Raw genomic sequence first — 24,076 nt, 5'->3', positions numbered from 1 at the left:
CGAGCGACACTACACCAAGCAACATGACACACACAACCGTAACCACGCCCGCACCCGTCATTCATGCGATGTTTCTGTTGCTCTTCGGCGCGGCAAGGGCACAATGATGGGTCGGCGGGCGTTCCGTGAACGCCTCCCGCGTGCTTTTGCTTCCTTTCAGACGGGCTGCAATCCGTCCCGGCCGGGCAGTGCGGCGAGCGGCGCGCCGGACCACGCGGAGAGCGGCGTGGTCAAGTGGGCGAACCCCTGCGCGATGCCTGTGTTGGGCGCACGTCGCAGACCGTCACGAGGCGCTTGATAGGCGGCAAAAAACATCGTCCAATCTGGGCTGGTTACAAACAATAAAATGAGCGCCGATGCGATGCGAGACGCCCGATCCGAGCCGGAAGCCCGCCTGTCCCCTGCCCGCCGTCACGGCGTGAGCCTGATTCACGCTGCTGCGAACGAGGCGCCTTGCAAGCCGCGCGCCCGGTTTGCAGGACGCACGCACTCCAGGCTGGCGGATACGCATCGGCCGGGCGGCGCGCCACGCATGCAGGCCGCGTGAACCACCCTTGCGCACCACTTCGATGAACAAGCTCATCCTGCACCGTGTGATCGCGACGCTCGGCCTGGCCGTGCTGGCGTTCGCATGCTGGATTGCCGCGGGCTTGCTGTCGGACCGCATGGTACAGCAGGAGATGACGTCGACAGTGCGCACCGAGCGCAACATGGCGGCGTCGATCGTCGACAACATGGCGCAGATCATCGCGAGCGATCTCGCGCTGTCGCGCGCCATTCCCGCAACCCTTGCCCAAATGGACCTGACCCAGCGCGCCCTGGCGGAGTCGCGGAATTATGCCTCGAACCCGGGCGAGACGGAACTCGAGCGGCGCAACAAATGGGCCGCGCGTCCCGGGCTCGAGAAGGTCAATCTGTTCCTGCACGACGCCCAGGGCTTCTCCGGACTCGATACGATCTGGCTCGTCAACGAACACGGCTACTGCATCGCCTCCAGCAATGCCGGCGACGAGAACAGCTTCATCGGCTTCGACATGAGCGCGCGCGGCTATGTCGCGCGGGCGCTGCTCGGCGGCTTCGTCGAGATGTACGGCGTGGGCCGGCTGTCCGGCGAGCCGGGCATCTTCATCGCGGCGCCGTCCTATCAGGACGGCATCCTGGTCGGCGCGGTGATCGCGAAGGTGAGCATCGACCGGTTGCGCCACTGGGTGTCGCGGGCGGGCACCTTCGTCACCGACGAAAACGGCGTCATCGTGATGGCGCACGACGGCCGGCTCGAATACGAAGCCATGCCCCAGGCGCCCGTCAGCCGCATGACCGCGCGCGAGCGGATCGAGCATTACCGGCGCGACGCCTTTGCCGAACTGCGCCTGACACACGTCGGCGAGCAGATGCGCACCTCCGAACACTGGCTCGCGCCCGCGCTCGCAGAGACCTTCTATGCCGCCAACGGCAGCAACGTGCCCTCGCTGTACGACGAGCGCACCGGCCTGAACTCCGGACTTTCGGCGCATATCGTGCATCCGCTGACGAGCTGGCCGGAAATCAGCCGCAATCACAGCCGCGACCGCTTTCTCGTCTTCCTGACGATGCTCGGCGTGGTGACGCTCGCCATCGTGATCGCCACGTCGTACTCGCGCGAGCGCCGCCTGCACCGCGCCACGCGCGATCTCGCCGAGCAGTTGCAGGCCGCCAATACCCTGCTCTCCGCTGAAGCGCGGCACGACGCGCTCACCGGCGCGCTGTCGCGGCGCTACTTCCTCGACACGCTGCGGCACGAAGTGGAACTGGCGCGTTCGGTCGGCACGCCGCTCTCGGTGGCGATCGCGGATCTGGATCACTTCAAGCAGATCAACGACCGCTTCGGCCATGCGTCCGGCGACCGGGCGCTCGAGCATTTCGTCGAGGTATGCCGGACCCAGCTGCGGCCGAGCGACGCAATCGGACGGCTGGGCGGCGAGGAATTCGGCATCCTGCTGCCGCAGACCGCGCTGGCCGACGCCCAGGCCGTGCTCGAACGGCTGCGCAAGCGCTTCCATCACGAGCATTGCGCGCACTTGCCGGACGACGCGGTGCTGTCGGTGTCCATCGGCATCACCGAACTGGCGCCCGACGACGCGCTCGAATGGATTCTCTCCCGCGCCGACCTGGCGCTCTACGAGGCCAAGTCGCGTGGCCGCGACCGCAGTGAAGTGCGGCCCGCCGACGCCGCGCCGCCCGCCCGCCATCCCGAAGACTCGCTCGCGGGCAAGTGAGCCGCGCGCCGCGGTAATGTCCGGTCATGGCACGGTCATGCGCCCGGCGCGACGCCCGGGCAGCGCGCAGGTATCATCGACATTCGATATCGAATGACGCTGGCCTCAATCGGAGGATTGCATGAAGGGAAATCTGGTGATCGTGTGCCGGGATCAGGACGCGGAAACGTTCGACCACCTGCTCGCCGAATACGGTTCGTATCAGACGCGGCTCTCGTCGACGGCCTGGTTCCTGAAGATCGACCTCGCCCCGGAAGCGATCCAGGACGAGATCCTGTCGCGGCTCGGCAAGTACACGACGCACTACATCTTCGAGGCGTCCACGGTGACCTATAACACGGTGGACAGCGAGGCGGCCTCGGCGCTCGAAACGCTGTTCGACTGAGCGCCGCCGGCGCGACCCTCACGCCGCACCCGCCGCTTTCTACAGCACGCGCTCTTCCGGTTGCGAACCCGTGCGGCGCTCGTCGGCCGGCAGGGTCGCAAGATCGAACGGGAACGTCATCCGGACTTGCAAGCCGCCTTCCGCGCAATTGGCGACTTCACAATCGCCGCCCGCGCGCCGCACCAGCCGCTCGACGATCGCCAATCCCAGCCCGCTATGGCCGCTGCCGCCGCGCGCCGGATCGAGCCGCACGAACGGCCGGCTGGCATTGATGAGATCGTCGGGCGCAATGCCCTTGCCGTGATCCTTGACCTGCAGAATCCAGCCGCGCGCGCCGCGCTGCGTCCCGATGACGACCGGCGGCGCGCCGTAGGCATGAGCGTTGTCGAGCAGGTTCGACAGCAGCCGGTCGAGCGTGGCCGCCGGCAGCGCGAAGGTCGGACCCGCCACCAGACTCAGTTGCACCGGCTCGGCGCCCGGGGAGACCGCGCGGTACGCCCGCACGATGCGCTCGCACTGCTGGTCCACCGGAACCGGCTCGCTGCCGTCCGGACGGTCGTGCGCGAACACCAGGAACTGGTCGACGATATGCGCCATGGAATCCACGTCGCGCACCACGCCGTCGCGCATCTTCTCGTCGTCCATCATCTCGGCACGCAGACGCAGGCGCGCAAGCGGCGTCTTGAGATCGTGCGCGACGCCTGCCAGCATCACCGCGCGGTCGTTTTCGGCCTGCGACACCTCGCGCACCATCTGGTTGAAGCCGTGCGTCAGCTGGCGCAGTTCACGCGGCCCGCGCTCGGGCACGACCGGCGTCGGCTGGCCCCGGCCGAAACGCTGCACGGCCTGCGCCAGTCCACGCAGCGGATGCTGCAGCTGCCATGCGCCGAACAAGGCCGCGAGCACCGCCGCCGAGAAAATGATCAGGAGCCACACGACCATGCGGTCGCGCGAGCGCGGCGGCCGCAGCGGCTGCACCGGCACGACGATCCAGCCCGCATCCTTGGCGCCGTGTACCCAGACGCTCGGCGGCCCGCCGGGCTCGTTCAGGCGCACTTCGGTGCCCTCCGGCAGACGGTCTCTCAGATCCTCGATGAAGCGCTGCAAAGGCGGCGGCAGGTTTTCATCGGGCGGCCTCGGCACTTCGGCATTGCCCAGCGGGACCACGCGCACGCGCGGCGGCAGCGGCTGGTCCGGCGTGTTGGTGATGTGCTGACGCACCGCCTCGACGAGAAACACGGCTTCCTCGACCGCGAAGCGCGTCTGCACGTTGTCGCGCTCGAAGCGGATGATCGCGAACCACGCGACATGCGACAACACCAGCATGCCGATGACGATGACGACCAGCCGTCCGAACAGCGTGTCAATTGCCCGGCGCATTTTGCTCGCCGTCGGGCACGAACACGTAGCCGCGTCCGCGCACCGTCTGGATGAAGCGCGGCGCCGACGGATCGGTTTCGAGAATGCGCCGCAGGCGCCACACCTGCACGTCGATGCCGCGGTCGGTGCCGTCGTATTCCGGTCCGTGCAGCAGTTCGAGCAGGCGCTCGCGGGTGAGCGTGCGCATCGGGTTGTTGACGAAGATCTTGAGCAGCGCGTATTCGCTGCCGGACAGCGTGAGCGGCTTGTCGTCCTGCTGCAGCGTACGCGACTGGAAGTCCAGTTTGAAGCGGCCGAACGAATACGGCTCGCGCTGCTCCGGCGCCGCGGAGGGCACCGTGCGGCGGCGGCGCAGCACCGCCTGCACGCGCGCGAGCAGTTCGCGCGGATTGAACGGTTTGCCGAGGTAATCGTCCGCGCCGAGTTCCAGACCGACGATGCGGTCCACGTCGTCGGCGCGCGCGGTCAGCATGATGACCGGGATGTCGTCGCCGGACGCGCGCAGTGACTTGAGCGCGGTCAGGCCGTCGACGCCCGGCATCATCAGGTCGAGCACGATCAGGTCGGGCCGCTCGCGTTCGATACGGCGTTCGAGGCCACCGGCATCATGCAGCACCGATACCTCGATGCCCTGCCGGACCAGATAGTCGCGCAGAAGGTCGCGCAGTTCGGCGTCGTCGTCGACGACAAGTATTTGCGTAGTCATGGCTCGAAGTTTAGCGCGTGAGTCAGGCGGCCATCGATGACAGGCACGCCATAAGGGTTACGGGGTGTTACCACGAAAGCAGGGCGTAAACCTGCGTAACAAGCCTGAACCTTGCCGTAACACGGCCCGCGCCATCAACCCCTACGCTGTGTCTCACCGACAAGGGCAACGCCGCAACCGCTGACCGACGTGTCATGCAGGCATTGCTGCCTCGGCTTCAAAACAATCCAGGGAGTATCGAGATGAGCAAGCAATATCGCATTCTGACCGCAGCAGCAGCAGCCATCGCGCTGACGTTCGGCGCCGCGCATGCCGCCACGACTGACGCGCCCCCGCCGCCTCCGGCCGGCGCGGCGATGATGGGTGGCCCTGGCGGCCCCGGCGGTCATGGCGGGCATCACATGGAACAGCGCATGCAGAAGCAGTTGGATGAACTGCACGGCCAGCTGAAGCTGAACGCGGACCAGGAGAAGCTCTGGCAAACGGCGCTCACCACGATGAAGCAGAACCATCAGGCGATGCGTGCGAACTTCAAGCAGATGGGCGAGCAGTTCAAGTCGATGGAAAACCAGCCGATCCTCGACCTGAACGCCATGCACGCCGCGCATCAGAAGGTGGATGAACAGAATGCGCAGCTGCGCGAGCAGACCGCCGCCACGTGGCTGAACTTCTACAACGCGCTGAACGACCAGCAGAAGACCACCGTCAGCACGGCGCTCAAGAAGCATTTCGCCCGGATGCACGCGCACGAGCAGCGCATGCATGAGCGCTGGAACAAGAACCGCGAACGCGCGGACGGCGCACGTCCCACGCCGGGCGCGGCGGCCGGCGCATCGGCTCCTGCGGCGCAGTAAGCGTGTTCCCGAAGTGCTGAAGTCCTGAAGCACTGAAGCAGAAAGGCCGCGGAGCATCACGCTCCGCGGCCTTTTTTTCGAGATGAACGGACCCCGACTTACGCGAGATCGAACAGCAGCACTTCCGCGTTCTCGCCCTGCTCCACCGAGACCTTCTCGATATCCTCGATCATCGCGGCATCGCCTGCGCCGAGCGCCTCGCCGTTCACCGTCACCGCGCCGCGCGCCACGTGCACGTAGACACGGCGGCCCGCCGGCACGTCGAAGTCCGCGCGCTCGGCGCCGTCGAACAGCCCCGCGAAGATACGCGCGTCCGCCCCGAGGCGCACCGAGCCGTCCTCGCCTTCCGGCGACGCGATCACGCGCAGCCGGCCGCGCTTGTCCTCATCGGCGAAACGCTTTTCCTCGTAGCCCGGCGCGCCGCCCGGCGCATCCGGAATGATCCAGATCTGCAGGAAGTGCGCGGTCTCGGTCGGCGAGCCGTTGAACTCGCTGTGCCGCACGCCGGTCCCGGCGCTCATGCGCTGGACGTCGCCGGGACGGATGGTCGAACCGTTGCCCATGCTGTCCTTGTGCGCCAGCGCGCCGTCCAGCACATAGCTGATGATCTCCATGTCGCGATGACCATGCGCGCCGAATCCCTGGCCGCCGGCCACGCGGTCTTCGTTGATCACGCGCAGTGCGCCGAAGTGCATGTGCTGCGTGTCGTAGTAGTCGGCGAAGGAGAAGCTGTGATACGAGTCGAGCCAGCCGTGGTTGGCGTGACCCCGTTCGTTGCTGCGGCGAATCTCGAACATGATGTTTGCTCCCGCCCAAGGCGTTGATTTGCGATGGAGAGAATGTAAGGGCGCCGCCCCCGCCGAACAACGCGTGCAACGGCACTACATCGTTCCGCTGATGCAGGTAATCGGACGCTTCCGGCTTCGTGGCCGCGCGCGGGCCGGGTTCGGGTAAAATACCGCGCTTTTCCGGGGTGGCGAGGGTTTGCAACCCGGCGCGGGACATCTCTGGCGCGAATTGACAGGTGAACCGGACACCGCGCCCGGGCGTTTCACGCAACGATAAACGATGGCGGCTCAAGAGTTGCTGGCCGGCAAGGGTTAGCGAGAAGGGCAACCCGAGGCAATGCGCATTTTTGACCATCTAGAATACCGACCGCTGGCCTGTTCGTTGAGAGACGAAAAGCGCGGAACAAGGCGGGCCAGGGAAATACAGCTGCAACGCGCGGGACAAGGCGCGGGCGGCCGGGGAGAAAGATGAGACCATTCGCCATGCGCGCGGCGCCGTCATCCACGGCCGCCGCCGTCCGAAGCCCTCGCGCGAACCGTCGTGCGGCGGACTCGTCCCACTGCATGCACGTCACGCACCTTACCAAGGAATCACCATGTTGCAAGGCTACGGTCCGCTGATCCTCGCGGGCACCTGGCAAACCGTCAAGCTGGCGGTGCTGTCGCTAGCGTTCGCCTTCGTGATCGGTCTCATCGGCGCGGCGGCGAAACTGTCGAAGAACCGCCTGGCGTCCGGGGTCGGCACGATCTATACGACGCTGATCCGCGGCGTGCCCGACCTCGTGCTGATGCTCCTGCTGTTCTACAGCATCCAGATCTGGCTGAACCAGCTGACCGACCTGGTCGGCTGGGACCAGATCGACATCGACCCGTTCCTCGCCGGCATTCTCGTGCTCGGCTTCATCTACGGGGCGTACTTCACCGAAACCTTCCGCGGCGCGTTCCTCTCGGTGCCGCGCGGCCAGCTCGAAGCCGGCGCGGCCTACGGCATGACGCCCTGGCAGACCTTCTCGCGCATCATGTTTCCGCAGATGATGCGCTTCGCGCTGCCGGGCATCGGCAACAACTGGCAGGTGATGGTCAAGGCGACGGCGCTGGTGTCGATCATCGGTCTCGCCGACGTCGTCAAGGCCTCGCAGGACGCGGGCAAGGGCACGCTGCGGTTCTTCTTCTTCACGCTTCTCGCGGGCGCGATCTATCTCGCGATCACCACGATCTCGAATCTGGTGCTGATCTGGCTCGAGCGGCGCTATTCCATCGGCGTGCGCCGCGCCGACCTCTAATACTGGTACTGGTCTAATCACGAGCGTCTGGGATCATGATCGAAATCATCCAGGAATACTGGAAGAACTACCTCTTCACCGACGGCTACCGCATCACCGGTCTCGCGATCACGATGTGGCTGCTGGTCATTTCCATCGGCCTGGGCTTCTGTCTCTCGGTGCCGCTCGCGGTGGCGCGGGTCTCGAAGAACAAGCTGCTGTCGCGCGCCGTCTGGCTCTACACCTACGTGTTCCGCGGCACGCCGCTGTATGTGCAGCTACTGCTGTGCTACACAGGCCTGTACAGCCTGCAGGTCGTGCGCGATCACATGCTGCTCGCCGAATTCTTCCGCAGCGGCATGAACTGCACACTGCTCGCGTTCACGCTGAATACTTGCGCGTACACCACCGAAATCTTCGCCGGCGCGATCAAGGCGACGCCCTACGGCGAGATCGAGGCGGCGCGCGCCTACGGCATGTCGGGCTTCACGCTGTATCGGCGGGTGATCCTGCCGTCGGCGCTGCGCCGCGCGCTGCCCTACTACAGCAACGAAGTGATCCTGATGCTGCACGCCACCACGGTGGCGTTCACCGCCACCGTGCCCGACATCCTCAAGATCGCGCGCGACGTGAACTCGGCGACCTATCAGTCGTTCGAGGCGTTCGGCATCGCTGCCCTGCTCTATCTCTGCATTTCGTTCGCGCTCGTGTGGCTGTTCCGCCGTGCCGAGCATCGCTGGCTCGCTTATTTGCGGCCGCAAGGCAAATAAGTAGTCGAGTCAGTCAAGGACCGTTCATGAACTCCCAGATGCACAAGCTTTTCGTCGACGACATCCACAAGCAGTACGGCAGCAACGAGGTCCTCAAGGGCGTCTCCCTCAAGGCGAAGGCCGGCGATGTGATCAGCGTCATCGGCTCGTCGGGTTCGGGCAAGAGCACGATGCTGCGCTGTATCAACTTCCTCGAGCAGCCGAACCAGGGGCGCATCTTCGTCGATGGCGACGAAGTCCGCACGATGAAGGACAAGGCCGGCGCGCTCAAGGTCGCCGACCCGAAGCAGCTGCGCCAGATGCGCTCGAAGCTGTCGATGGTGTTCCAGCACTTCAACCTGTGGTCGCACATGAACGTGCTGGAAAACGTGACCGAGGCGCCCATCAACGTGCTCGGGCTGCCGAAGAAGGAAGCCGAGGACCGCGCGCGCATGTATCTGGAGAAGGTAGGCCTCGCACCGCGGCTGGAGAAGCAGTATCCGTCGCATCTGTCGGGCGGACAGCAGCAACGGGTGGCGATCGCCCGCGCGCTCGCGATGCATCCGGACGTCATGCTGTTCGACGAACCGACCTCCGCACTCGATCCGGAACTGGTCGGCGAAGTCCTGAAGGTGATGCAGACGCTCGCCGAGGAAGGCCGGACGATGATCGTCGTGACCCATGAGATGGCGTTCGCCCGCAATGTCTCGAACCACGTGGTGTTTCTGCATCAGGGGCGCATCGAGGAAGAAGGTCATCCCGATGCCGTCTTCGGCAACCCGAAGAGCGAGCGCCTGAAGCAGTTCCTGTCGGGCAGCCTCAAGTAAGCGGCTTGTCCGGCTGCGTGGCAGCAACCACCCACTCCAGAAAGAGCGCCCGCGAGGCGCTTTTTTTGCGTCTTCGCGCCGTCGCGTCCGACCGTTTCGCGTCGCAATTCGAACTAGCGCCACGCCAAGCCCGCGTCAATAGGAGACAAACCTGACCCCGAAACTTACATTGCGCTGAAGCCTTGACGGCATAAGGCTTTGCGGGGTGTTTCCCATGCTGTGGGTCATCGCCATAACACATCACCATTGCGTTTTTGACACAAACGAACGGCCTTCATCATTTTTCTTTGGCGCGCATAACGTAATTTGTTAAATTGGTAACGAAAGTACCAAAACGAAGTACCCAAAAAGTAGTTTTACTTCAAAAAGTCCAAAAGAAACTGAGGAACGACACCGATCAACGAATCGGCGTCAGATTCGCGCCCACCCCGCGCGAATCGCTGCAAGCACTACAAGCCCGCGTGTCCTTCCTCTGAAAAACAATTTTCGGTTGGGTGCGCCTGCATCGAACCACACCGCAGCACTTGGGTTCTATTTCTTGACAGGGTTGGAGGAGATGATGAAGAAAGCTTTGCTCGCGTCGGCAGCACTGCTGACGTTCAGCGCGGTGGCGCACGCTCAGAGCAGCGTGACGTTGTATGGCCGCCTGGACGCGGGGCTCGAATATATGAACGGTGTCCCGACCGGTCCGGCCGGCGCACCCGCCACCGGCAGCTCGCACCGCTTCAAGGCGGAAAGCGGCGACTGGGGCACGAGCTTGTGGGGCATGAAGGGTGTCGAAGATCTGGGCGGCGGCTATCGCGCCGTGTTCCAGTTGGAAGGCAGCTTCAACACCATGACGGGCGCGGGCCCGGGCGGCGGCGGTCTCTTCAATCGCTGGGCGACGGTCGGTATGGCGAACAACCAGTTCGGTACCCTGTTGCTGGGTCGTGAGCTCTTCATCGCCAACGGCGTGTGGGACTTCGATCCGTTCGGCCAGTCGAACTGGTCGTCCGCTTCGCTGGTGCGTGGCCGCAACTGGCCGCAATCGAGCAACAACATTTCGTACCAGTCGCCGAAAATCGCGGGCTTCGACTTCTACGGTCAGTACTCGCTCTCGAACGCCACCAACTGGAACGGTAACGGCACGACGCCGCAAGGCCGCGAAGCGGGCGCGTATGTCACGTACACCTCGCCGCTGTTCCAGATTCGCGGCATGTACGATGAAATGCGCAACCCGGCCAACGGTACGCTCGGCGGCGTGTACAACCCGATCGACGGCGGCTCCGGCGGCAACGGCGTGTACGGCTATTCGCGTGAGTACACGGCGATGTTCAACGTGTTCCTCGGCCAGTTCAAGGTCCAGGGCGCCTATCAGGCGATCCGCAGTTCCGGCATGACCGGCCAGTTGCCCGGCCAGCCGACCGCACTCGATCACGAGTGGGGCGGCGTGACGTGGCAAGCCACCCCGGCAGCGGCGCTGATCGCGGCGGTGTATCACGTGAACGGCAACAACGGCGCGGGCAACGCGACCATCTACACGGTCGGCGGTTCGTACAACCTGTCCAAGCGCACGTTGCTCGATCTGCAGGTTGCGACCGTGCAGAACAGCAAGACCGCCAACTACGGTCTGAACGCCAACAACTACGGTTCGGCGGCCTCGACGGACAACCCGTTCCCGGGCCACAGCCAGACCGGCGTGTACGCAGGCATCCAGCACTCGTTCTAAAACACGAGGCGGACAAGAGCAGAGCTTCAACAGGTTTTCACGCTGCTGCGAGAGGCGCGTATCGGTGCGGTGCCCGAAAGGGTATCGCACCGTTTTTTATTGGAGCGCCGCGTCTGCATCATCCGGCATGACAGTCCCATGCCGCCGGACAAAATTCGACAAAAGCATCCTGCCGACTAGCATCTTTTCTCCTCCAAAATTCGAGTCGGCGGTTCATCCGGGCGCGCGTCGCGTCCGATCGAATCGCCGTCGATCAAGGATAGTGGAGGAGACCATGAAGAAGGCTTTGCTCGCGTCGGCGGCGCTATGGACGTTCAGCGCGCTCGCGCAGGCTCAAGGCAGCATCACGTTGTATGGACGCCTGGACGCCGGCCTCGAGTACATGACGGGCGTGCCCACCGGCGTCGCGCCGAACGGCGCGGCCACCGGCAGCTCGCACCGCTTTCGCGCCGAGAGCGGTGACTGGGGCACGAGCCTGTGGGGATTGAAGGGCGTCGAGGATGTCGGCAACGGCAACCACGTCGTGTTCCAGCTGGAAGGCAGCTTCAACACGATGAACGGCCAGGGCCCGGGCAACAACGGCATCTTCAACCGCTGGGCCACGGTCGGCCTGAGCAACGACCGCTACGGCACGCTGCGGATCGGGCGCGAGCTGTTCATCTCGAACGGCCTGTGGGACTTCGATCCGTTCGGCCAGTCGGCATGGTCGTCGGCGTCGCTGGTGCGCGGGCGCAACTGGCCGCAGTCGAGCAACAACGTCTCCTGGCAATCGCCGAACGTCGCGGGCTTCGACTTCTACGGCCAGTACGCCTTCTCGAACGCCAGCAGCTGGAATGGCAACGGCACGAGCCCGCAAGGCCGTGAAGCCGGCGCGCAGATCACCTACACCGCACCGCTCTTCCAGGTGCGCGGCATCTACGACGAGATCCGCAACCCGGCTAACGGCTCGCTCGGCGGCGCTTACGCCAACGGCGGCAATGGCGTCTACGCTTATTCGCGCGAATACACGGCGCTGCTCAACGTGTTCCTGGGTGCGTTCAAGCTTCAGGGCGGCTACCAGGCCATCCGCAGTTCGGGCATGACCGGTTTGCAACCCGGCCAGCCTTCCGCGCTCGATCAGGAATGGGGCGGCGTGACCTGGCAGGCAACACCCGCCGCCGCGCTGATCGCCGCGGTGTACCACGTCAACGGCAACAACGGCGCGGGCAACGCCACCCTGTATTCCGTCGGCGGCACCTACAAGCTGTCCAAGCGCACCCTGCTGGATTTTCAGGTGGCGACAGTGCAGAACAGCGGCAGCGCGAACTACGGCCTGAATGCGAACAACGTGGGCAACACGGCCGCGACGGACAACCCGCTGCCCGGCCAAAGCCAGACCGGCGTATACGCCGGCATCCAGCACTCGTTCTGAACGGCCATTCGGCTCATGTGAAAAAGCCGCCGGTGTAGGCCGGCGGCTTTCGCGTCAGAAACAAAGTCGGCGTTATTCCCGCGCCGACCCCGACGCGCCATGACTCAACCAGTCGAGCACCGCGGCCGCGTCATCGTCGCCGGATGCGCGCGCCTTCTCGACCGTCTCGGTGAGCTTGGCGCCCGGCTGCGGCGCCGCGCGACGGATCGCCACGCCGACCGCAAGGATGTCGATGATCAGCAGGTGCAGGATGCGCGAAATCATCGACAACTGCGACTCGCGGATCTCGATGTGATCGGTTTCCAGCGCGACCGTGGCCCGCTTGGCGAGCGGCGTGTTGCTCGACGTGATGGCGATGACCGTCGCGCCCTGCTGCATCGCCACTTCCAGCACGCGCAGCAGTTCCGGCGCCCTGCCCGACTTCGATACCGCGACGATCACATCGCCCTTGCCCAGCAGCGCGGCGGACGCGGCCTGCATGTACAGGTCGCCGTACGCGATGGTCGGAATGCCGAAGCGGAAGAACTTGTAGTGCGCGTCCTGCGCGACGATGTTCGAATTCCCCAGCCCGTAGAACTCGATGCGCCGCGCACCGTTGAGGATGTCGATCGCGCGCTCGACGTTGTCGAAGTTCAGATGCTCGCGCAGCTGCAGGATGGCCGACACCGTGTTGTCGAGCACCTTCGCGCCGAAGTCGGTGGCCGTGTCGCCGAGATGCACCTGGCTGTGACTCACCGGAATCGTGCCGGTCAGCCCGGTCGCGAGCTTCAGCTTGAAGTCGGACAGACCCTGGCAGCCGAGCGAGCGGCAGAAGCGGATCACGGTGGGCTGGCTCACGTCGGCCTTGCGCGCGATGTCGATGATCGGATCGTTGATGATCGAGCGCGGATGGTTCAGCGCGAGGTCGGCCACGCGCCGCTCGGCGGGCGTCAGCGCATCGCGCATCTGGCGGATGCGCTCGAACACCGCCGATGACCCGCTGTTCGCGCGATTCGACAACTGCTCGGACAGGATCGCCGAGACGCCGAGGAACGCCGGATACTCGGCCGTGATGATGAAGGTGGGAATCCCGGCGAGATATTGCTGGAAGCGTCCCTTGGCCTCGAAGCGCTCGCGGAACGGCGACTTGTGGAACAGTTCGCCGAGCTTCAGCACGATGCCGCCGCCGATGAAAATCCCGCCCAGCGCGCCGAGCGTCACCGCGATATTGCCCGCGAAGGTGCCGAGAATGGCGCAGAAGCAGTTGACCGTTTCCAGCGCGAGCGCTTCGCCGTCCAGCGCGCGATGCGTGACGTCGGCGGCGCTGAAGGAGTCCGCGACGTTCACGGCATCCCGTTCAGCCAGCGCCCGGTAGATCAGCTCCAGCCCCTGCCCCGCGCAGACCCGCTCGAACGACACGTGCGGAAACTTGCGGCGCGCGAAGCGCATGACGAGATCTTCGCGTTCGTCGAACGGCGAGAAGGTGGCGTGACCGCCTTCGCTGCCGAGCGCGATCCAGCGGTCATCGGCGGGAATCAGGCCCGACACGCCCAGACCCGTACCCGGCCCGAGCAGCCCGATCACGCTGTTCTGCCGGCGCGCGCCGCCGCCCACCTGGACGCGCTGCGCGTCGGTCAGGCCGGGCACGGCCATGGCCAGCGCGGTGAAGTCGTTCACGACCAGGAGCGTGTCGAAGCCGAGCGCGCGGCGCGTCGCCTCGATCGAAAAGCTCCAGTCGTGATTGGTCATCTTGACGTGATCGCCGTCGACCGGATTGGCAATGGCGATCGCCGCGTGATTCACGCGGCTGACCTGCGTGTCCTTCAGATACTGCTGCATCACCTCGGCGATGCCGGGATAATCCGCGCCCGGATAGACGCGGATCTGGCCGATCTCGCCCGGCGCCGTCTCCAGCGCGAAGCGCGCATTGGTGCCGCCGACATCGGCCAGGAGTCTCGGTCCGTCGGCGTGCTGAGCCGCTGCCTTATGCACGCCCTTATGCACACCAGTAGACATCGAGCTTCACTCCTTCAGCATGGGCCAGCGTCGAGATGGCGTTCTTCTGCGGCGCGGCGAGCGCGGCATTCAGGACGTCGAGTTTCTTCTGCCCGGCGATGAACAAATACAGTTGCCCGACCTGCGTCAGCGCCGACATCGACAGGCTTACGCGCGCATGGGGCGCCGCGCCCGGATGCACGGCGACGAAGCGGTCCGGCGTGCTGATGGCGAAGTCCCACTCGGGCGCATCGGCGAAGATGGACGCCGTGTGGCCGTCCTCGCCCATGCCGAGCACGGCGACATCGGGCAGACGGCGGCGCGGGTCGGCGTTCAGTTCCGCGACATGGCTTTCGAGCGGCTTCGTCGTGTCCACGAGCGGCAGGAAATAGGCCGCCGCCGCCGCGTTCTGCAGCACGGTGTTGCGCGCGAATTCCGCGTTGCTCGCCGGATCGGTTTCGGGCACCCAGCGGTCGTCGACCAGGGTGACGTCGATATGCGCCCAGTCGAGCGGCTCGTGCGAGAGCGCCTGCAAGAACGGCTTCGGGCTGCTGCCGCCCGATACCGCGAGCGTGGCGTGCGCGCCCTGTCCGGCGGCGTCGGCGTCGGCCGAGGCTGCGCCCCGCGCCGCGAGCGTCGCGCTCAGTGCGTCCGCCACGGCTTTCGCCAGCGCGTCCGAATGGGCGCGAGGGTCATCGAAAGTGTGAAGCTCGATCACTGCTCCTCCTGCTTGTTTTGGTTTATCGATCCGCTTTCTGCCTGCGCCATCGCAATGATGGGCGAAGCGGTCTGGGGTCGCCGCGTGCCTCTGACGGGCGGCGTCGGCGTGACGTCTTCAGTTTTCTTCCTCGAGCCAGCAGGTGCCGTGCTGCGCAAGCATCGCGCTCGATGCCGCCGGCCCCCACGTGCCCGATGCATACGGCTTCGGCTTGTTGGCCGACGACGCCCACGCGTTCAGGATCGGCTCGACCCAGCGCCACGCCGCTTCCTGCTCGTCGCGCCGCACGAACAGCGCGAGCCGGCCATGGATCACGTCGAGCAGCAGGCGCTGATACGCCTCCATCTGTCCTTCCTTGAAGAACTGGTCGAACGCGAGGTCGAGATGCACGCTTGCCAGATTCATGCCTTCGCCTGGCTGCTTCGCGAGGCAGTACAGCCGAATGGACTCGTTCGGCTGCAGGCGGATCACCAGCCGGTTCACGCCCACGCGCGACGCATTTGCCCCCAGCGCCGAATGCGGCACGGCGCGGAAATTCACCACGATCTCCGCGACCCGGTCCGCCAGCCGCTTGCCCGTGCGCAGGAAGAACGGCACGCCCGCCCAGCGCCAGTTCTCGATTTCCACCTTCAGCGCGACAAAGGTTTCCGTGTTGCTGTCGGGGCGCACGCCCTTTTCGGTGGCATAGGCCGGCACCGCCGCGCCGCGGATCACGCCCGCATGATACTGACCGCGCACCGCGACCCGGCTGATGTCGCGCTCGTCCACCGGCTTCAACGCGCGCAGCACGCGCAGCTTTTCGTCGCGCACGGAGTCTGAATCGATGGAATGCGGCGGCTCCATGGTCACGATGGAGAGCAGCTGCAACAAGTGGTTCTGCACCATGTCGCGCAACGCGCCTGTATTGTCGTAGAAGTCGCCGCGCGCTTCCACGCCCAGTTCTTCCGCGATCGTGATCTGGATGCTCTCGACCCACTCGCGCCGCCACAGCGGCTCGAACAGCACGTTGGAAAACCGCAGTGCCAGCAGGTTCTGCACCGGCTCCTTGCCGAGGTAGTGATCGATCCGGTAGATCTGCTCTTCCTCGAAGATCTCGCCGACGGCGTCATTGATCGCGTTCGACGACTTCAGGTCGTAGCCGAGCGGCTTCTCCAGCACGATGCGCGCATTCTTGTTCAGGCCGACGTCCGCCAGCGCGCGGCAGATGGGCACGAACAGCGACGGGCCGGTTGCCAGGTAGAACACGCGCGTGCCGTCGTACTGCGCGAGCACGTCACGTAACGTGACGAAGTCTTCGGCGCGCCCGAGATCGATGCCGACGTACTCAAAGCGTTCGAGAAAGCTGCGCCAGGCCGGTTCGTCCACGCCGCTCTTCGACACATGCGGCTTCACGTGCTCTTCCACCCATGCGCGGTACGCGGCCTGGTCCAGCGATTCGCGCGCGACACAGACGATCCTGCCTGCCGGGTTGAGCATGCCCGCGCGATGGGCCTCGAACAGCGCGGGAAGAATCTTGCGCATGGAGAGGTCGCCGGTGCCGCCGAAGAGGACGAAGATGAAGTTCGAATCGCTTTGCATGGGTCTGAACGTGGGTTCCTGACGCTGGATGAGTCGAAACGGTGGCGCTGCGTTATCGAACTTTCAAGGCCATTACGGGACGATTTCAGCGCTATTTTGAAGCATGCGCTGAAGAATTCCTCTAAACCGGCCGTAGTCCGATAAAATTTTTTTTGACACTGAATTGTAGTTTAACTACAATTCAAATCAAGAGGAAATGTCATCGCAGGGCAAACCCACTGTCAAAGAGAGTCATCGGACAGCGCGCAGTTTCCCCGCCGACCTTCTGAGCGCATGTTATCGGAGCCCCGGAACCCTTGCTTTTCACGCAAGGCGTGCCTTTCAGCTCCAGTGTTCCAGTGCGCTCAGCCTCGCCGCCGTACCCGGCGCGCTCCGCAACTCCGCGCGCCTTGGCCGGCAAAAATCAAAAGAGGAGACAGCAGTTGCGATTCCACCCACTCATCTCTTGAGAGCCGTGCGGCCGCTATCGGTCTGCCGGCCCTGCACGCACGCGGCGTTTCATGCGCCCGCGCCTGCCGCATCCCGCCGACACCGCCGATTCCCGGCCGCCCACGTTGTGCCGTTTTTGACCACTGTTTTTCCAACAATGCTTCTGGCGGCTTCGGGAGCCAATCGTTTCTTGTTCAGGTGTCGAGGAGATAAACAATGAAAGTCCGTAAGCTCATGGGCGCACTGTGCGCCGCAGGTCTTCTGTGCGGTGCGACGGCGTCGGCGGTGCAGGCAGCCGAGGCGGTCTCGGTGCTGCACTGGTGGACGTCCGGCGGCGAATCGAAGGCGGTCGGCGTGCTCAAGGACGACATGACCAAGCAGGGCTATCAGTGGAAGGACTTCGCGGTGGCGGGCGGCGCGGGCGCGGCGGCGATGACCGCGCTGAAGACCCAGGTGATCTCGGGCAATGCGCCTTCGGCCGCGCAGATCAAGGGTCCGCTGATCCAGGAATGGGCCGAGCAAGGCGTGCTCGTGCCGATCGACTCCGTCGCGGGTGACTGGAAGAAGAACCTGCCGCCGGAAATCGACAAGATCATCCACGCAGACGGCCATTACGTCGCCGCGCCCTTCTCGGTGCACCGCGTGAACTGGCTGTACATCAACAAGGCGGCGCTCGACAAGGCCGGCGGCAAGGTGCCGACCAACTGGAACGAGTTCTTCCAGGTGGCCGACAAGATGAAGGCCGCGGGCATCATGCCGATCGCGATGGGCGGCCAGCCGTGGCAAGACCTGACGCTGTGGGAAGACGTGGTGCTCTCGCAGGGCGCGGACTTCTACAAGAAGGCGATCGTCGATCTCGACCAGAAGACGCTGACGTCGCCGCAGATGATTCAGGTGTTCGACACCGTCCGCAAGATCCAGGGCTATTTCGACAGCGGCCGCACCGGCCGTGACTGGAACCTCGCGACGGCCATGGTCATCCAGGGCAAGGCGGGCATGCAGTTCATGGGCGACTGGGCGAAGGGTGAATTCGCCGGCGCGAACAAGAAGGCGGGCACGGACTACATCTGCGCGCCGGTGCCGGGCACGGACAAGGCCTACACCTTCAACGTCGATTCCTTCGTGTTCTTCCAGCAGAAGGACCAGAAGGCCGCGACGCCGGGCCAGCTCGCGCTCGCGAAGACCATCATGACGCCGGAGTTCCAGGAGCAGTTCAGCCTGAACAAGGGCTCGATCCCGGTCCGTCTCGGCGTGTCGATGGCTAAATTCGACGACTGCGCGAAGAAGTCCTACGCTGATGAACAGACGGCGATCAAATCGGGCGGCTATGTTCCGTCGCTCGCGCACGGCATGGCTCAGGGCGACGCCGTCGCCGGCGCCATGACGGACGTCGTGACGAAGTTCATGAATTCGTCGCAGGATTCGAAGAGCGCGGTGGCTGCGCTCGCGAACGCCGCCAAGACGAAGTAAGTCAGCTGCACTCCGAAGCGGCGCGCTCATTCGGGCGCGCCGCTTCCACGAACAAGCATCTGCCTCACCCGCATCACGCCAGCTGCAAGCAGCGCCGTTTGCTTCCGCCGAAGCATAGCCATTCCGCCACAGGCGCCAGAAGAAAAGTGCGACAGAGCGCACCGAGCGTCGGCGCATTTTCCAGGAGTCGAGTCGTGACTGCCTCCCTTACCGCGGACAAGAAACCGCAAAACCCGCCGCGTCGCGCGCCGCCCACGTCGGCGCTCGCCGATCGCTGGATCCCGAAGCTGGTGCTCGCGCCCAGCGTCGCGATCGCCCTCGTATTCGTGTACGGCTTCATCGGCATCACGGGTTATCTCTCGCTGTCGGAGTCGCGGCTGATGCCGCGCTATACCTTCGCGGGCTTCGACCGCTACAAGCAGCTCTTCGCCAACGATGTCTGGTGGACCTCCGCCGCCAATCTCGGCTGGTTCGGCATTCCGTTCATCGCGATCTGCGTGATCCTCGGGCTGTTCCTCGCCATCCTGCTCGACCAGAAGATCCGCAACGAAGGCGCGCTGCGCGCCATCTTTCTCTACCCGATGGCGCTCTCGTTCATCGTGACCGGCACCGCGTGGCAGTGGATCCTGAACCCGGGTCTCGGCCTCGAAAAGGTGTTCCACGACTGGGGCTGGACGAGCTTCTCGTTCAACTGGCTGGGCGACCCGGACAAGGCCATCTTCTGCGTCGTGATCGCGGCGGTGTGGCAATCCACCGGCTTCGTGATGGCGCTGTTCCTCGCGGGATTGCGCGGCGTCGATGCCGAGATCTTCAAGGCCGCGCAAGTGGACGGCGCGACGCTGCCCACCATCTATCGCAAGATCGTGATTCCGAGCATGCGCCCGGTGTTCTTCTCGGTGCTGCTGATCCTCTGCCACATCACGATCAAGACCTTCGACCTGGTGGTCGCGCTGACGGCGGGCGGTCCGGGCACGTCGTCCTCGCTGCCGGCCATCTTCATGTACACGTTCTCGTTCAACCGGGGGCAGCTCGGCGTCGGCGCGGCGTCGTCGATGATGATGCTCGCCACGGTCGTCGCGGTGCTCGTACCGCTCATGTATCTCGAATCGAGGAGCACCCGCAATGCAGCCTAAGATGACCTTGAGCCGCGCCGTCATCTATGCGGTGCTGATTCTCTTCGCGCTCTACTTCCTGTTCCCGATCTACGTGATGCTGTCGACCTCCTTCAAGGATCTCGACCAGTTGCGCACGGGCAACCTGCTGACGCCGCCGACGCACTTTACCTTCGCGCCGTGGGTCAAGGCCTGGCAGGAAGCCTGTACCGGCGTGCGCTGCGACGGCATGCAGCCGTTCTTCATGAACTCGGTGCGCATGGTGATTCCGGCCGTGCTGATCTCATCGTTCATCGGTGCGTTCAACGGCTATGTGCTCACGCACTGGCGCTTTCGCGGCGCGGATGGCCTCTTCACGATGCTGCTGGTCGGCTGCTTCATCCCGTTCCAGGCCATTCTCCTGCCGATGGCGCGACTGCAAGGCTTCCTCGGCCTGTCGAACACGACCACGGGCCTGGTGCTGGTTCACGTGATCTACGGCATCGCGTTCACGACGATGTTCTTCCGCAACTTCTACGTGAGCATTCCGGCCGAGCTGGTGAAGGCGGCGCGCATCGACGGCGCGGGCTTCTTCACGATCTTCACGAAGATCCTGCTGCCGGTGTCGCTGCCGATCTTCATGGTGTGCCTGATCTGGCAGTTCACGCAGATCTGGAATGACTTCCTGTTCGGGATCGTGTTCTCGGGTGTGGACTCCATGCCGATCACGGTGGCGCTGAACAACCTGGTGAACACGTCGACGGGCGTCAAGGAATACAACGTCGACATGGCGGGCGCGATCATCGCCGCGCTGCCGACCATCCTGGTCTACATGATCGCAGGACGTTATTTCGTGCGCGGGCTGACGGCCGGCGCGGTGAAGGGTTGATCGCCGCAATCGCGCGATCCCCTGTTGAAGAGACTACATAGAGGATTCACATGGCAAGCCTTTCCATCCGTGACGTGTACAAGACCTACCCGAACGGGGTGCCGGTTCTCAAGGGCGTCAACATCGACATCGAGGACGGTCAGTTCCTGATTCTCGTGGGCGGCTCGGGCTGCGGCAAATCGACCTTGCTGAACATGATCGCGGGGCTCGAGACGGTCACCAAGGGCGACATCATGATCGACGGCAAGACGGTCAACGACCTCTCGCCGAAGGACCGCGATATCGCGATGGTGTTCCAGTCCTACGCGCTCTACCCGTCGATGAGCGTGCGCGACAACATCTCGTTCGGCCTCAACATCCGCAAGGTGCCGAAGGACGAGCAGAAGAAGATCGTCGATCGCGTGTCGGAAACGCTGCAGATCGGTCATCTGCTGGACCGCAAGCCGGGCCAGCTGTCGGGCGGCCAGCGACAGCGCGTCGCGATGGGCCGCGCGCTGGCCCGCGACCCCGTGATGTTCCTGTTCGACGAACCGCTCTCCAACCTCGATGCGAAGCTGCGCATCGAAATGCGTTCGGAGATCAAGCTGCTGCATCAGCGCCTGGGCACGACGATCGTGTACGTGACGCACGACCAGATCGAGGCGATGACGCTGGGCGATCGCATCGCCGTGATGAAGGATGGCGTCGTGCAGCAGTTCGGCGCGCCGCAGGAAATCTACGACGCGCCGTCGAATCTGTTCGTGGCGGGTTTCATCGGCGCGCCGCCGATGAACTTCATCACCGGCAAGCTGGTGGAAGCGGGCGCGGGCGTCGGCTTGCAGCTGGATACGGGCGTCGCGCAGAAGGTGCTGAACCTGCCCTTCGATGCGGGCCGCCTGCGCGGCAAGCTGGGTCAGGACGTGATCCTCGGCTTGCGTCCGGAACGCATCACCGACTCGCGCAGCGCGCACGATGTCTCCGACACGAGCTTGCAGCCGGTGGACGTGCGCGTCGACGTGATCGAACCGACCGGGCCGGACACGCTGGTGTTCGCCCAGGTGAATAGCAAGCGCATCGTGTCGCGCGTGCACCCGGCGTCGAATCCGCAGCCGCTGTCGAACATGACGCTGCTGTTCGATGTCTCGAAGGCCGTGCTGTTCGATCCGCAGACGGAGGAGCGGCTGGCTTGAAGTCAGCGCTCGAAGGCAGTCTGGACGCCACGGTTCGCCGTGGCGTTTTTTTTGATGCTCGGGATTGAATGGCTGCTGAGGGTTGGACGCTGGAATGGCGGCCGATTGTCGAAACAATTTTCCGGATATTTCGGATTGCCTTTCATGCTCGACGCGTTGAAGCTTTGCGATCATCGGCGCCGGCCGGGACATATCCGCGTCGCAGCAAGCGAGAACGGCCATGCCCCGCGCTCGCCTCGTCGAAGCATCATCTGGCTAGCGTGGCTGGCACAATCCCTTTTTCGTCACCCGAACCTTCGCACCCCGCATGCCCTTTCTCTCCTCGCGTCCCGAACTCGCCTGGCCGGCGTCCGAAGGCGCCGATCCCTTCATCGGCCTCGAGGCCCTCGAAGATCCGCGCGCGCAAGCCTGGGTCGAAGCCCAGAACCGCCGCACGGAGACCGCCTTCGGCGCCACGCCCGACGCGCATGCGCTCGCCGCGCGACTGGAAGCTGTGTATACGTCGCAGGACCGCATCGTCGTGTGCACGCGTTATAACGACTGGGGCTACAACACCTGGCAGGACGACGCGCATCCGCTCGGCATCACGCGGCGCACGCCGTGGAGCGCGTGGCTCGCCGGCACGCCCGAATGGGAAACCGTGCTCGATATCGACGCCCTCGACGTCAACACGCGCGAGGACGACGACACGCGCTGGGCGCTCGCCGGCTTCGACCTGCTCTACCCGACCTACGACCGCGCGCTGGTGAGCCTTTCGCCCGGCGGCTCGGACGCGCTCGTGGTGCGCGAGTTCGATATCGAGACAAAGACCTTCGTCACGGACGGCTTCTGCCTGCCCGAAGTCGGCAAGCACGACATCTCGTGGATCGACCGCGATACGGTCTATGTCGGCTGGGACGACAGCCGGACCAACCCGCGCCCCGCGCTCACCACGTCGGGATTTCCGCGCCAGGCGCGGCGCTGGTCACGCGGCACGCCGCTCGCCGATGCGCCCGTCGTGTTCGAAGGCGAACGGCGTGACGTTTCGGCGGGCGTGGACTATCTCCCGATCGAAAAGCTGCATGTTGCATCCCGCTCGACCAGTTTCTTCGACACGCTGAACTACTGGCTGGACGAAACCTCCGGCGAGTGGCGCCAGTACGAGTTGCCCGCGCACGCGGAGATGACCCACTGGCACGGCTGGCTCTTCGTCACGCCGCGCAAGTACTGGAACGCGGGTGGCCGCCGCCATGCGCCCGGCACGCTCACCGTCATCCGCCGCGACGCATTCCTCGCGGGTTCGCGGCAATTCACCGTGCTGTACACGCCGGCCGAGCGTCGGGTGCTCGCCGGAATCGACTTCACGAAAAATTGGCTGATCGTCTCGGCAATGGACGATGGTGAGCCGCGCGTCACGCTGATGCGACCGCCCGCGGACGACGCGCAAGCCTGGCAGACCCGTGCATTCGAGTTGCCGAAGGCAAGTCATGCGTACGTGTCCGCGATCGACAGCGAACACGACGACACCGTGCTCATCGATGCCGAACATTTCCTGGTGCCGCCGTCGCTGTATTACGCGGATCTCGCAAGCGACGCGCCCTGGCAGTTGCTCGCCCGCCTGCCCGCGCAGTTCGACGCCGGCGGCATGTCCGCCGTGCGCCGGCACGCCATCGCGCCGGACGGGGAGCGCATTCCGTATTGGCTGATCGGGCGTGACGTCGAGACGAACACCGCTGCGCGCCCTTGCGTGCTGTACGGCTATGGCGGTTTCGAAGTCGCGCTGGATCCGGCTTACGACGCGACGACCGGCATCGCCTGGCTCGAACGCGGCGGGCTGTATGCGATGGCGAACATTCGCGGCGGCGGTGAATTCGGACCGGCGTGGCATCAGGCGGCGTTGCGCGAGAAACGGCAGATCGCCTTCGACGATTTCATTGCGGTCGCACAGGCGCTCATCGATTCGGGCGTCACGTCCAGCCGGCAACTGGCCATCCGCGGCGGCAGCAATGGCGGCCTGCTCGTGGGCGCATGCATGGTGCAGCGGCCGGATCTGTTCGGCGCCGTGCTGTCGGAAGTGCCGCTGCTCGACATGGCGCGCTTTCATCAGTTGTTGCAAGGCGCGTCGTGGATCGACGAATACGGCGATCCCGACAACCCCGACGACCTGCGCTTCCTGATGACCTATTCGCCTTATCAGAAGGTGGCGGCGCAGACTGCCTATCCGCCGGCGCTGTTCACTTCATCGACGATGGACGACCGCGTGCATCCGTCGCACGGCCGCAAGATGGTGGCGAAGATGCAGGCGCAAGGACATCCGGACGTGTGGTACGCGGAAACCGGCGAAGGCGGTCACGGCGCGGGCGTGGAGCCGGACGCCGTGGCGCGGACGGAAGCCGCCGCTTTCACGTTTCTCGCGGCGCGAGTGGGTCTGTTGACCTGAACGGGAGTTCGCGG

At 64.8% G+C, this 24,076-nt stretch carries 20 protein-coding genes; 13 read left to right on the top strand and 7 right to left on the bottom strand.

Annotated features, from left to right (window positions below):
• Positions 1-569: 569 nt before the first annotated feature.
• Positions 570-2,255, top strand: coding sequence for a diguanylate cyclase (locus tag QCE62_RS04130; RefSeq protein WP_309914646.1), 1,686 nt, complete (start codon positions 570-572; stop codon positions 2,253-2,255).
• Positions 2,256-2,376: 121 nt separating this feature from the next.
• The gene (locus tag QCE62_RS04125; protein ID WP_309807664.1) at positions 2,377-2,640 is read left to right on the top strand and encodes a hypothetical protein; all 264 of its coding nucleotides are present in this window, start codon (positions 2,377-2,379) and stop codon (positions 2,638-2,640) included.
• Between the two features lie 39 nt (positions 2,641-2,679).
• On the opposite strand, the gene QCE62_RS04120 is transcribed toward QCE62_RS04125, so the two are convergent.
• Together QCE62_RS04120 and QCE62_RS04115 are read right to left on the bottom strand one after the other, a co-directional pair.
• A complete protein-coding gene (locus QCE62_RS04120) occupies positions 2,680-4,020 on the bottom strand; it encodes an ATP-binding protein (RefSeq protein ID WP_309914644.1) in 1,341 nt (446 codons plus the stop codon).
• On the bottom strand, positions 4,004-4,726 hold the full coding sequence (locus tag QCE62_RS04115; RefSeq protein WP_309914640.1) for a response regulator: 723 nt from the start codon (positions 4,724-4,726) through the stop codon (positions 4,004-4,006). Before QCE62_RS04115 ends, QCE62_RS04120 begins: the two co-directional genes overlap by 17 nt.
• 242 nt (positions 4,727-4,968) lie before the next feature.
• Between QCE62_RS04115 and QCE62_RS04110 the strand changes: the two genes are divergently transcribed.
• On the top strand, positions 4,969-5,580 hold the full coding sequence (locus QCE62_RS04110; RefSeq protein WP_309914637.1) for a periplasmic heavy metal sensor: 612 nt from the start codon (positions 4,969-4,971) through the stop codon (positions 5,578-5,580).
• Between the two features lie 98 nt (positions 5,581-5,678).
• On the opposite strand, the gene QCE62_RS04105 is transcribed toward QCE62_RS04110, so the two are convergent.
• Complete coding sequence (locus QCE62_RS04105) at positions 5,679-6,377, bottom strand: pirin family protein (protein WP_309914635.1); 699 nt, start codon at positions 6,375-6,377, stop codon at positions 5,679-5,681.
• 587 nt (positions 6,378-6,964) lie between these two features.
• On the opposite strand from QCE62_RS04105, the gene QCE62_RS04100 reads away from it, so the two are divergent.
• The 5 genes from QCE62_RS04100 (at position 6,965) to QCE62_RS04080 (ending at position 12,325) form a co-directional block, all read left to right on the top strand.
• The gene (locus tag QCE62_RS04100) at positions 6,965-7,651 is read left to right on the top strand and encodes a histidine ABC transporter permease HisQ (RefSeq protein ID WP_309914633.1); all 687 of its coding nucleotides are present in this window, start codon (positions 6,965-6,967) and stop codon (positions 7,649-7,651) included.
• 35 nt (positions 7,652-7,686) lie between these two features.
• A complete protein-coding gene (locus QCE62_RS04095) occupies positions 7,687-8,400 on the top strand; it encodes an ABC transporter permease (RefSeq protein ID WP_309807656.1) in 714 nt (237 codons plus the stop codon).
• A 26-nt stretch (positions 8,401-8,426) separates the two neighbouring features.
• Positions 8,427-9,206 carry an ABC transporter ATP-binding protein gene (locus QCE62_RS04090; protein WP_309914630.1) on the top strand — a complete coding sequence of 260 codons (780 nt, stop codon included), beginning with the start codon at positions 8,427-8,429 and terminating at the stop codon, positions 9,204-9,206.
• Positions 9,207-9,765: 559 nt separating this feature from the next.
• On the top strand, positions 9,766-10,914 hold the full coding sequence (locus QCE62_RS04085) for a porin (protein WP_309914628.1): 1,149 nt from the start codon (positions 9,766-9,768) through the stop codon (positions 10,912-10,914).
• 274 nt (positions 10,915-11,188) lie between these two features.
• On the top strand, positions 11,189-12,325 hold the full coding sequence (locus tag QCE62_RS04080; protein WP_309914625.1) for a porin: 1,137 nt from the start codon (positions 11,189-11,191) through the stop codon (positions 12,323-12,325).
• 72 nt (positions 12,326-12,397) lie between these two features.
• Here QCE62_RS04080 and QCE62_RS04075 read toward each other — a convergent pair whose 3' ends face one another.
• The 3 genes from QCE62_RS04075 to zwf form a co-directional block, all read right to left on the bottom strand.
• Positions 12,398-14,320 (bottom strand): bifunctional transcriptional regulator/glucokinase, encoded by a 1,923-nt coding sequence (locus tag QCE62_RS04075; RefSeq protein WP_309914622.1) that lies wholly within the window; start codon positions 14,318-14,320, stop codon positions 12,398-12,400.
• Positions 14,301-15,017: a 6-phosphogluconolactonase gene (pgl, locus tag QCE62_RS04070; protein WP_309914619.1), complete on the bottom strand. Its 717-nt coding sequence runs from the start codon at positions 15,015-15,017 to the stop codon at positions 14,301-14,303. The genes QCE62_RS04075 and pgl overlap by 20 nt, the downstream gene beginning before the upstream one ends.
• A gap of 117 nt (positions 15,018-15,134) precedes the next feature.
• The gene (zwf, locus tag QCE62_RS04065; protein ID WP_309914615.1) at positions 15,135-16,595 is read right to left on the bottom strand and encodes a glucose-6-phosphate dehydrogenase; all 1,461 of its coding nucleotides are present in this window, start codon (positions 16,593-16,595) and stop codon (positions 15,135-15,137) included.
• Positions 16,596-17,240: 645 nt separating this feature from the next.
• Between zwf and QCE62_RS04060 the strand changes: the two genes are divergently transcribed.
• The 4 genes from QCE62_RS04060 to QCE62_RS04045 all read left to right on the top strand — a co-directional run bounded on the left by QCE62_RS04060 (position 17,241) and on the right by QCE62_RS04045 (position 21,643).
• Positions 17,241-18,494, top strand: a complete 1,254-nt coding sequence (locus QCE62_RS04060) for an ABC transporter substrate-binding protein (RefSeq protein WP_309807647.1) — start codon at positions 17,241-17,243, stop codon at positions 18,492-18,494.
• A gap of 194 nt (positions 18,495-18,688) precedes the next feature.
• On the top strand, positions 18,689-19,627 hold the full coding sequence (locus tag QCE62_RS04055) for a sugar ABC transporter permease (protein WP_309914612.1): 939 nt from the start codon (positions 18,689-18,691) through the stop codon (positions 19,625-19,627).
• A complete protein-coding gene (locus QCE62_RS04050; protein ID WP_309807645.1) occupies positions 19,617-20,474 on the top strand; it encodes a carbohydrate ABC transporter permease in 858 nt (285 codons plus the stop codon). The genes QCE62_RS04055 and QCE62_RS04050 overlap by 11 nt, the downstream gene beginning before the upstream one ends.
• Positions 20,475-20,524: 50 nt before the next feature.
• Positions 20,525-21,643, top strand: a complete 1,119-nt coding sequence (locus tag QCE62_RS04045) for a sn-glycerol-3-phosphate ABC transporter ATP-binding protein UgpC (protein WP_309914610.1) — start codon at positions 20,525-20,527, stop codon at positions 21,641-21,643.
• Between the two features lie 2 nt (positions 21,644-21,645).
• Here the strand turns inward: QCE62_RS04045 and QCE62_RS04040 are convergent, their stop codons facing one another.
• The gene (locus tag QCE62_RS04040; RefSeq protein ID WP_309914608.1) at positions 21,646-21,789 is read right to left on the bottom strand and encodes a hypothetical protein; all 144 of its coding nucleotides are present in this window, start codon (positions 21,787-21,789) and stop codon (positions 21,646-21,648) included.
• Between the two features lie 161 nt (positions 21,790-21,950).
• Between QCE62_RS04040 and QCE62_RS04035 the strand changes: the two genes are divergently transcribed.
• On the top strand, positions 21,951-24,062 hold the full coding sequence (locus QCE62_RS04035) for a prolyl oligopeptidase family serine peptidase (protein ID WP_309914605.1): 2,112 nt from the start codon (positions 21,951-21,953) through the stop codon (positions 24,060-24,062).
• The last annotated feature ends 14 nt before the right edge of the window (positions 24,063-24,076 follow it).

Source organism: Caballeronia sp. LZ033 (assembly GCF_031451265.1).
Classification (GTDB): domain Bacteria; phylum Pseudomonadota; class Gammaproteobacteria; order Burkholderiales; family Burkholderiaceae; genus Caballeronia.
Note: the sequence above shows the minus strand (reverse complement) of the source record. Positions and strands in the feature narration are given on the sequence as shown.

Bases quoted from the DNA above. Each gene is read 5' to 3' on its own strand.
- QCE62_RS04130 (WP_309914646.1), top strand. From the start codon at position 570: ATGAACAAGCTCATCCTGCACCGTGTGATCGCGACGCTCGGCCTGGCC.
- QCE62_RS04125 (WP_309807664.1), top strand. From the start codon at position 2,377: ATGAAGGGAAATCTGGTGATCGTGTGCCGGGATCAGGACGCGGAAACG.
- QCE62_RS04120 (WP_309914644.1), bottom strand. From the start codon at position 4,020: ATGCGCCGGGCAATTGACACGCTGTTCGGACGGCTGGTCGTCATCGTC.
- QCE62_RS04115 (WP_309914640.1), bottom strand. From the start codon at position 4,726: ATGACTACGCAAATACTTGTCGTCGACGACGACGCCGAACTGCGCGAC.
- QCE62_RS04110 (WP_309914637.1), top strand. From the start codon at position 4,969: ATGAGCAAGCAATATCGCATTCTGACCGCAGCAGCAGCAGCCATCGCG.
- QCE62_RS04105 (WP_309914635.1), bottom strand. From the start codon at position 6,377: ATGTTCGAGATTCGCCGCAGCAACGAACGGGGTCACGCCAACCACGGC.
- QCE62_RS04100 (WP_309914633.1), top strand. From the start codon at position 6,965: ATGTTGCAAGGCTACGGTCCGCTGATCCTCGCGGGCACCTGGCAAACC.
- QCE62_RS04095 (WP_309807656.1), top strand. From the start codon at position 7,687: ATGATCGAAATCATCCAGGAATACTGGAAGAACTACCTCTTCACCGAC.
- QCE62_RS04090 (WP_309914630.1), top strand. From the start codon at position 8,427: ATGAACTCCCAGATGCACAAGCTTTTCGTCGACGACATCCACAAGCAG.
- QCE62_RS04085 (WP_309914628.1), top strand. From the start codon at position 9,766: ATGAAGAAAGCTTTGCTCGCGTCGGCAGCACTGCTGACGTTCAGCGCG.
- QCE62_RS04080 (WP_309914625.1), top strand. From the start codon at position 11,189: ATGAAGAAGGCTTTGCTCGCGTCGGCGGCGCTATGGACGTTCAGCGCG.
- QCE62_RS04075 (WP_309914622.1), bottom strand. From the start codon at position 14,320: ATGTCTACTGGTGTGCATAAGGGCGTGCATAAGGCAGCGGCTCAGCAC.
- zwf (WP_309914615.1), bottom strand. From the start codon at position 16,595: ATGCAAAGCGATTCGAACTTCATCTTCGTCCTCTTCGGCGGCACCGGC.
- QCE62_RS04060 (WP_309807647.1), top strand. From the start codon at position 17,241: ATGAAAGTCCGTAAGCTCATGGGCGCACTGTGCGCCGCAGGTCTTCTG.
- QCE62_RS04050 (WP_309807645.1), top strand. From the start codon at position 19,617: ATGCAGCCTAAGATGACCTTGAGCCGCGCCGTCATCTATGCGGTGCTG.
- QCE62_RS04045 (WP_309914610.1), top strand. From the start codon at position 20,525: ATGGCAAGCCTTTCCATCCGTGACGTGTACAAGACCTACCCGAACGGG.
- QCE62_RS04040 (WP_309914608.1), bottom strand. From the start codon at position 21,789: ATGAAAGGCAATCCGAAATATCCGGAAAATTGTTTCGACAATCGGCCG.
- QCE62_RS04035 (WP_309914605.1), top strand. From the start codon at position 21,951: ATGCCCTTTCTCTCCTCGCGTCCCGAACTCGCCTGGCCGGCGTCCGAA.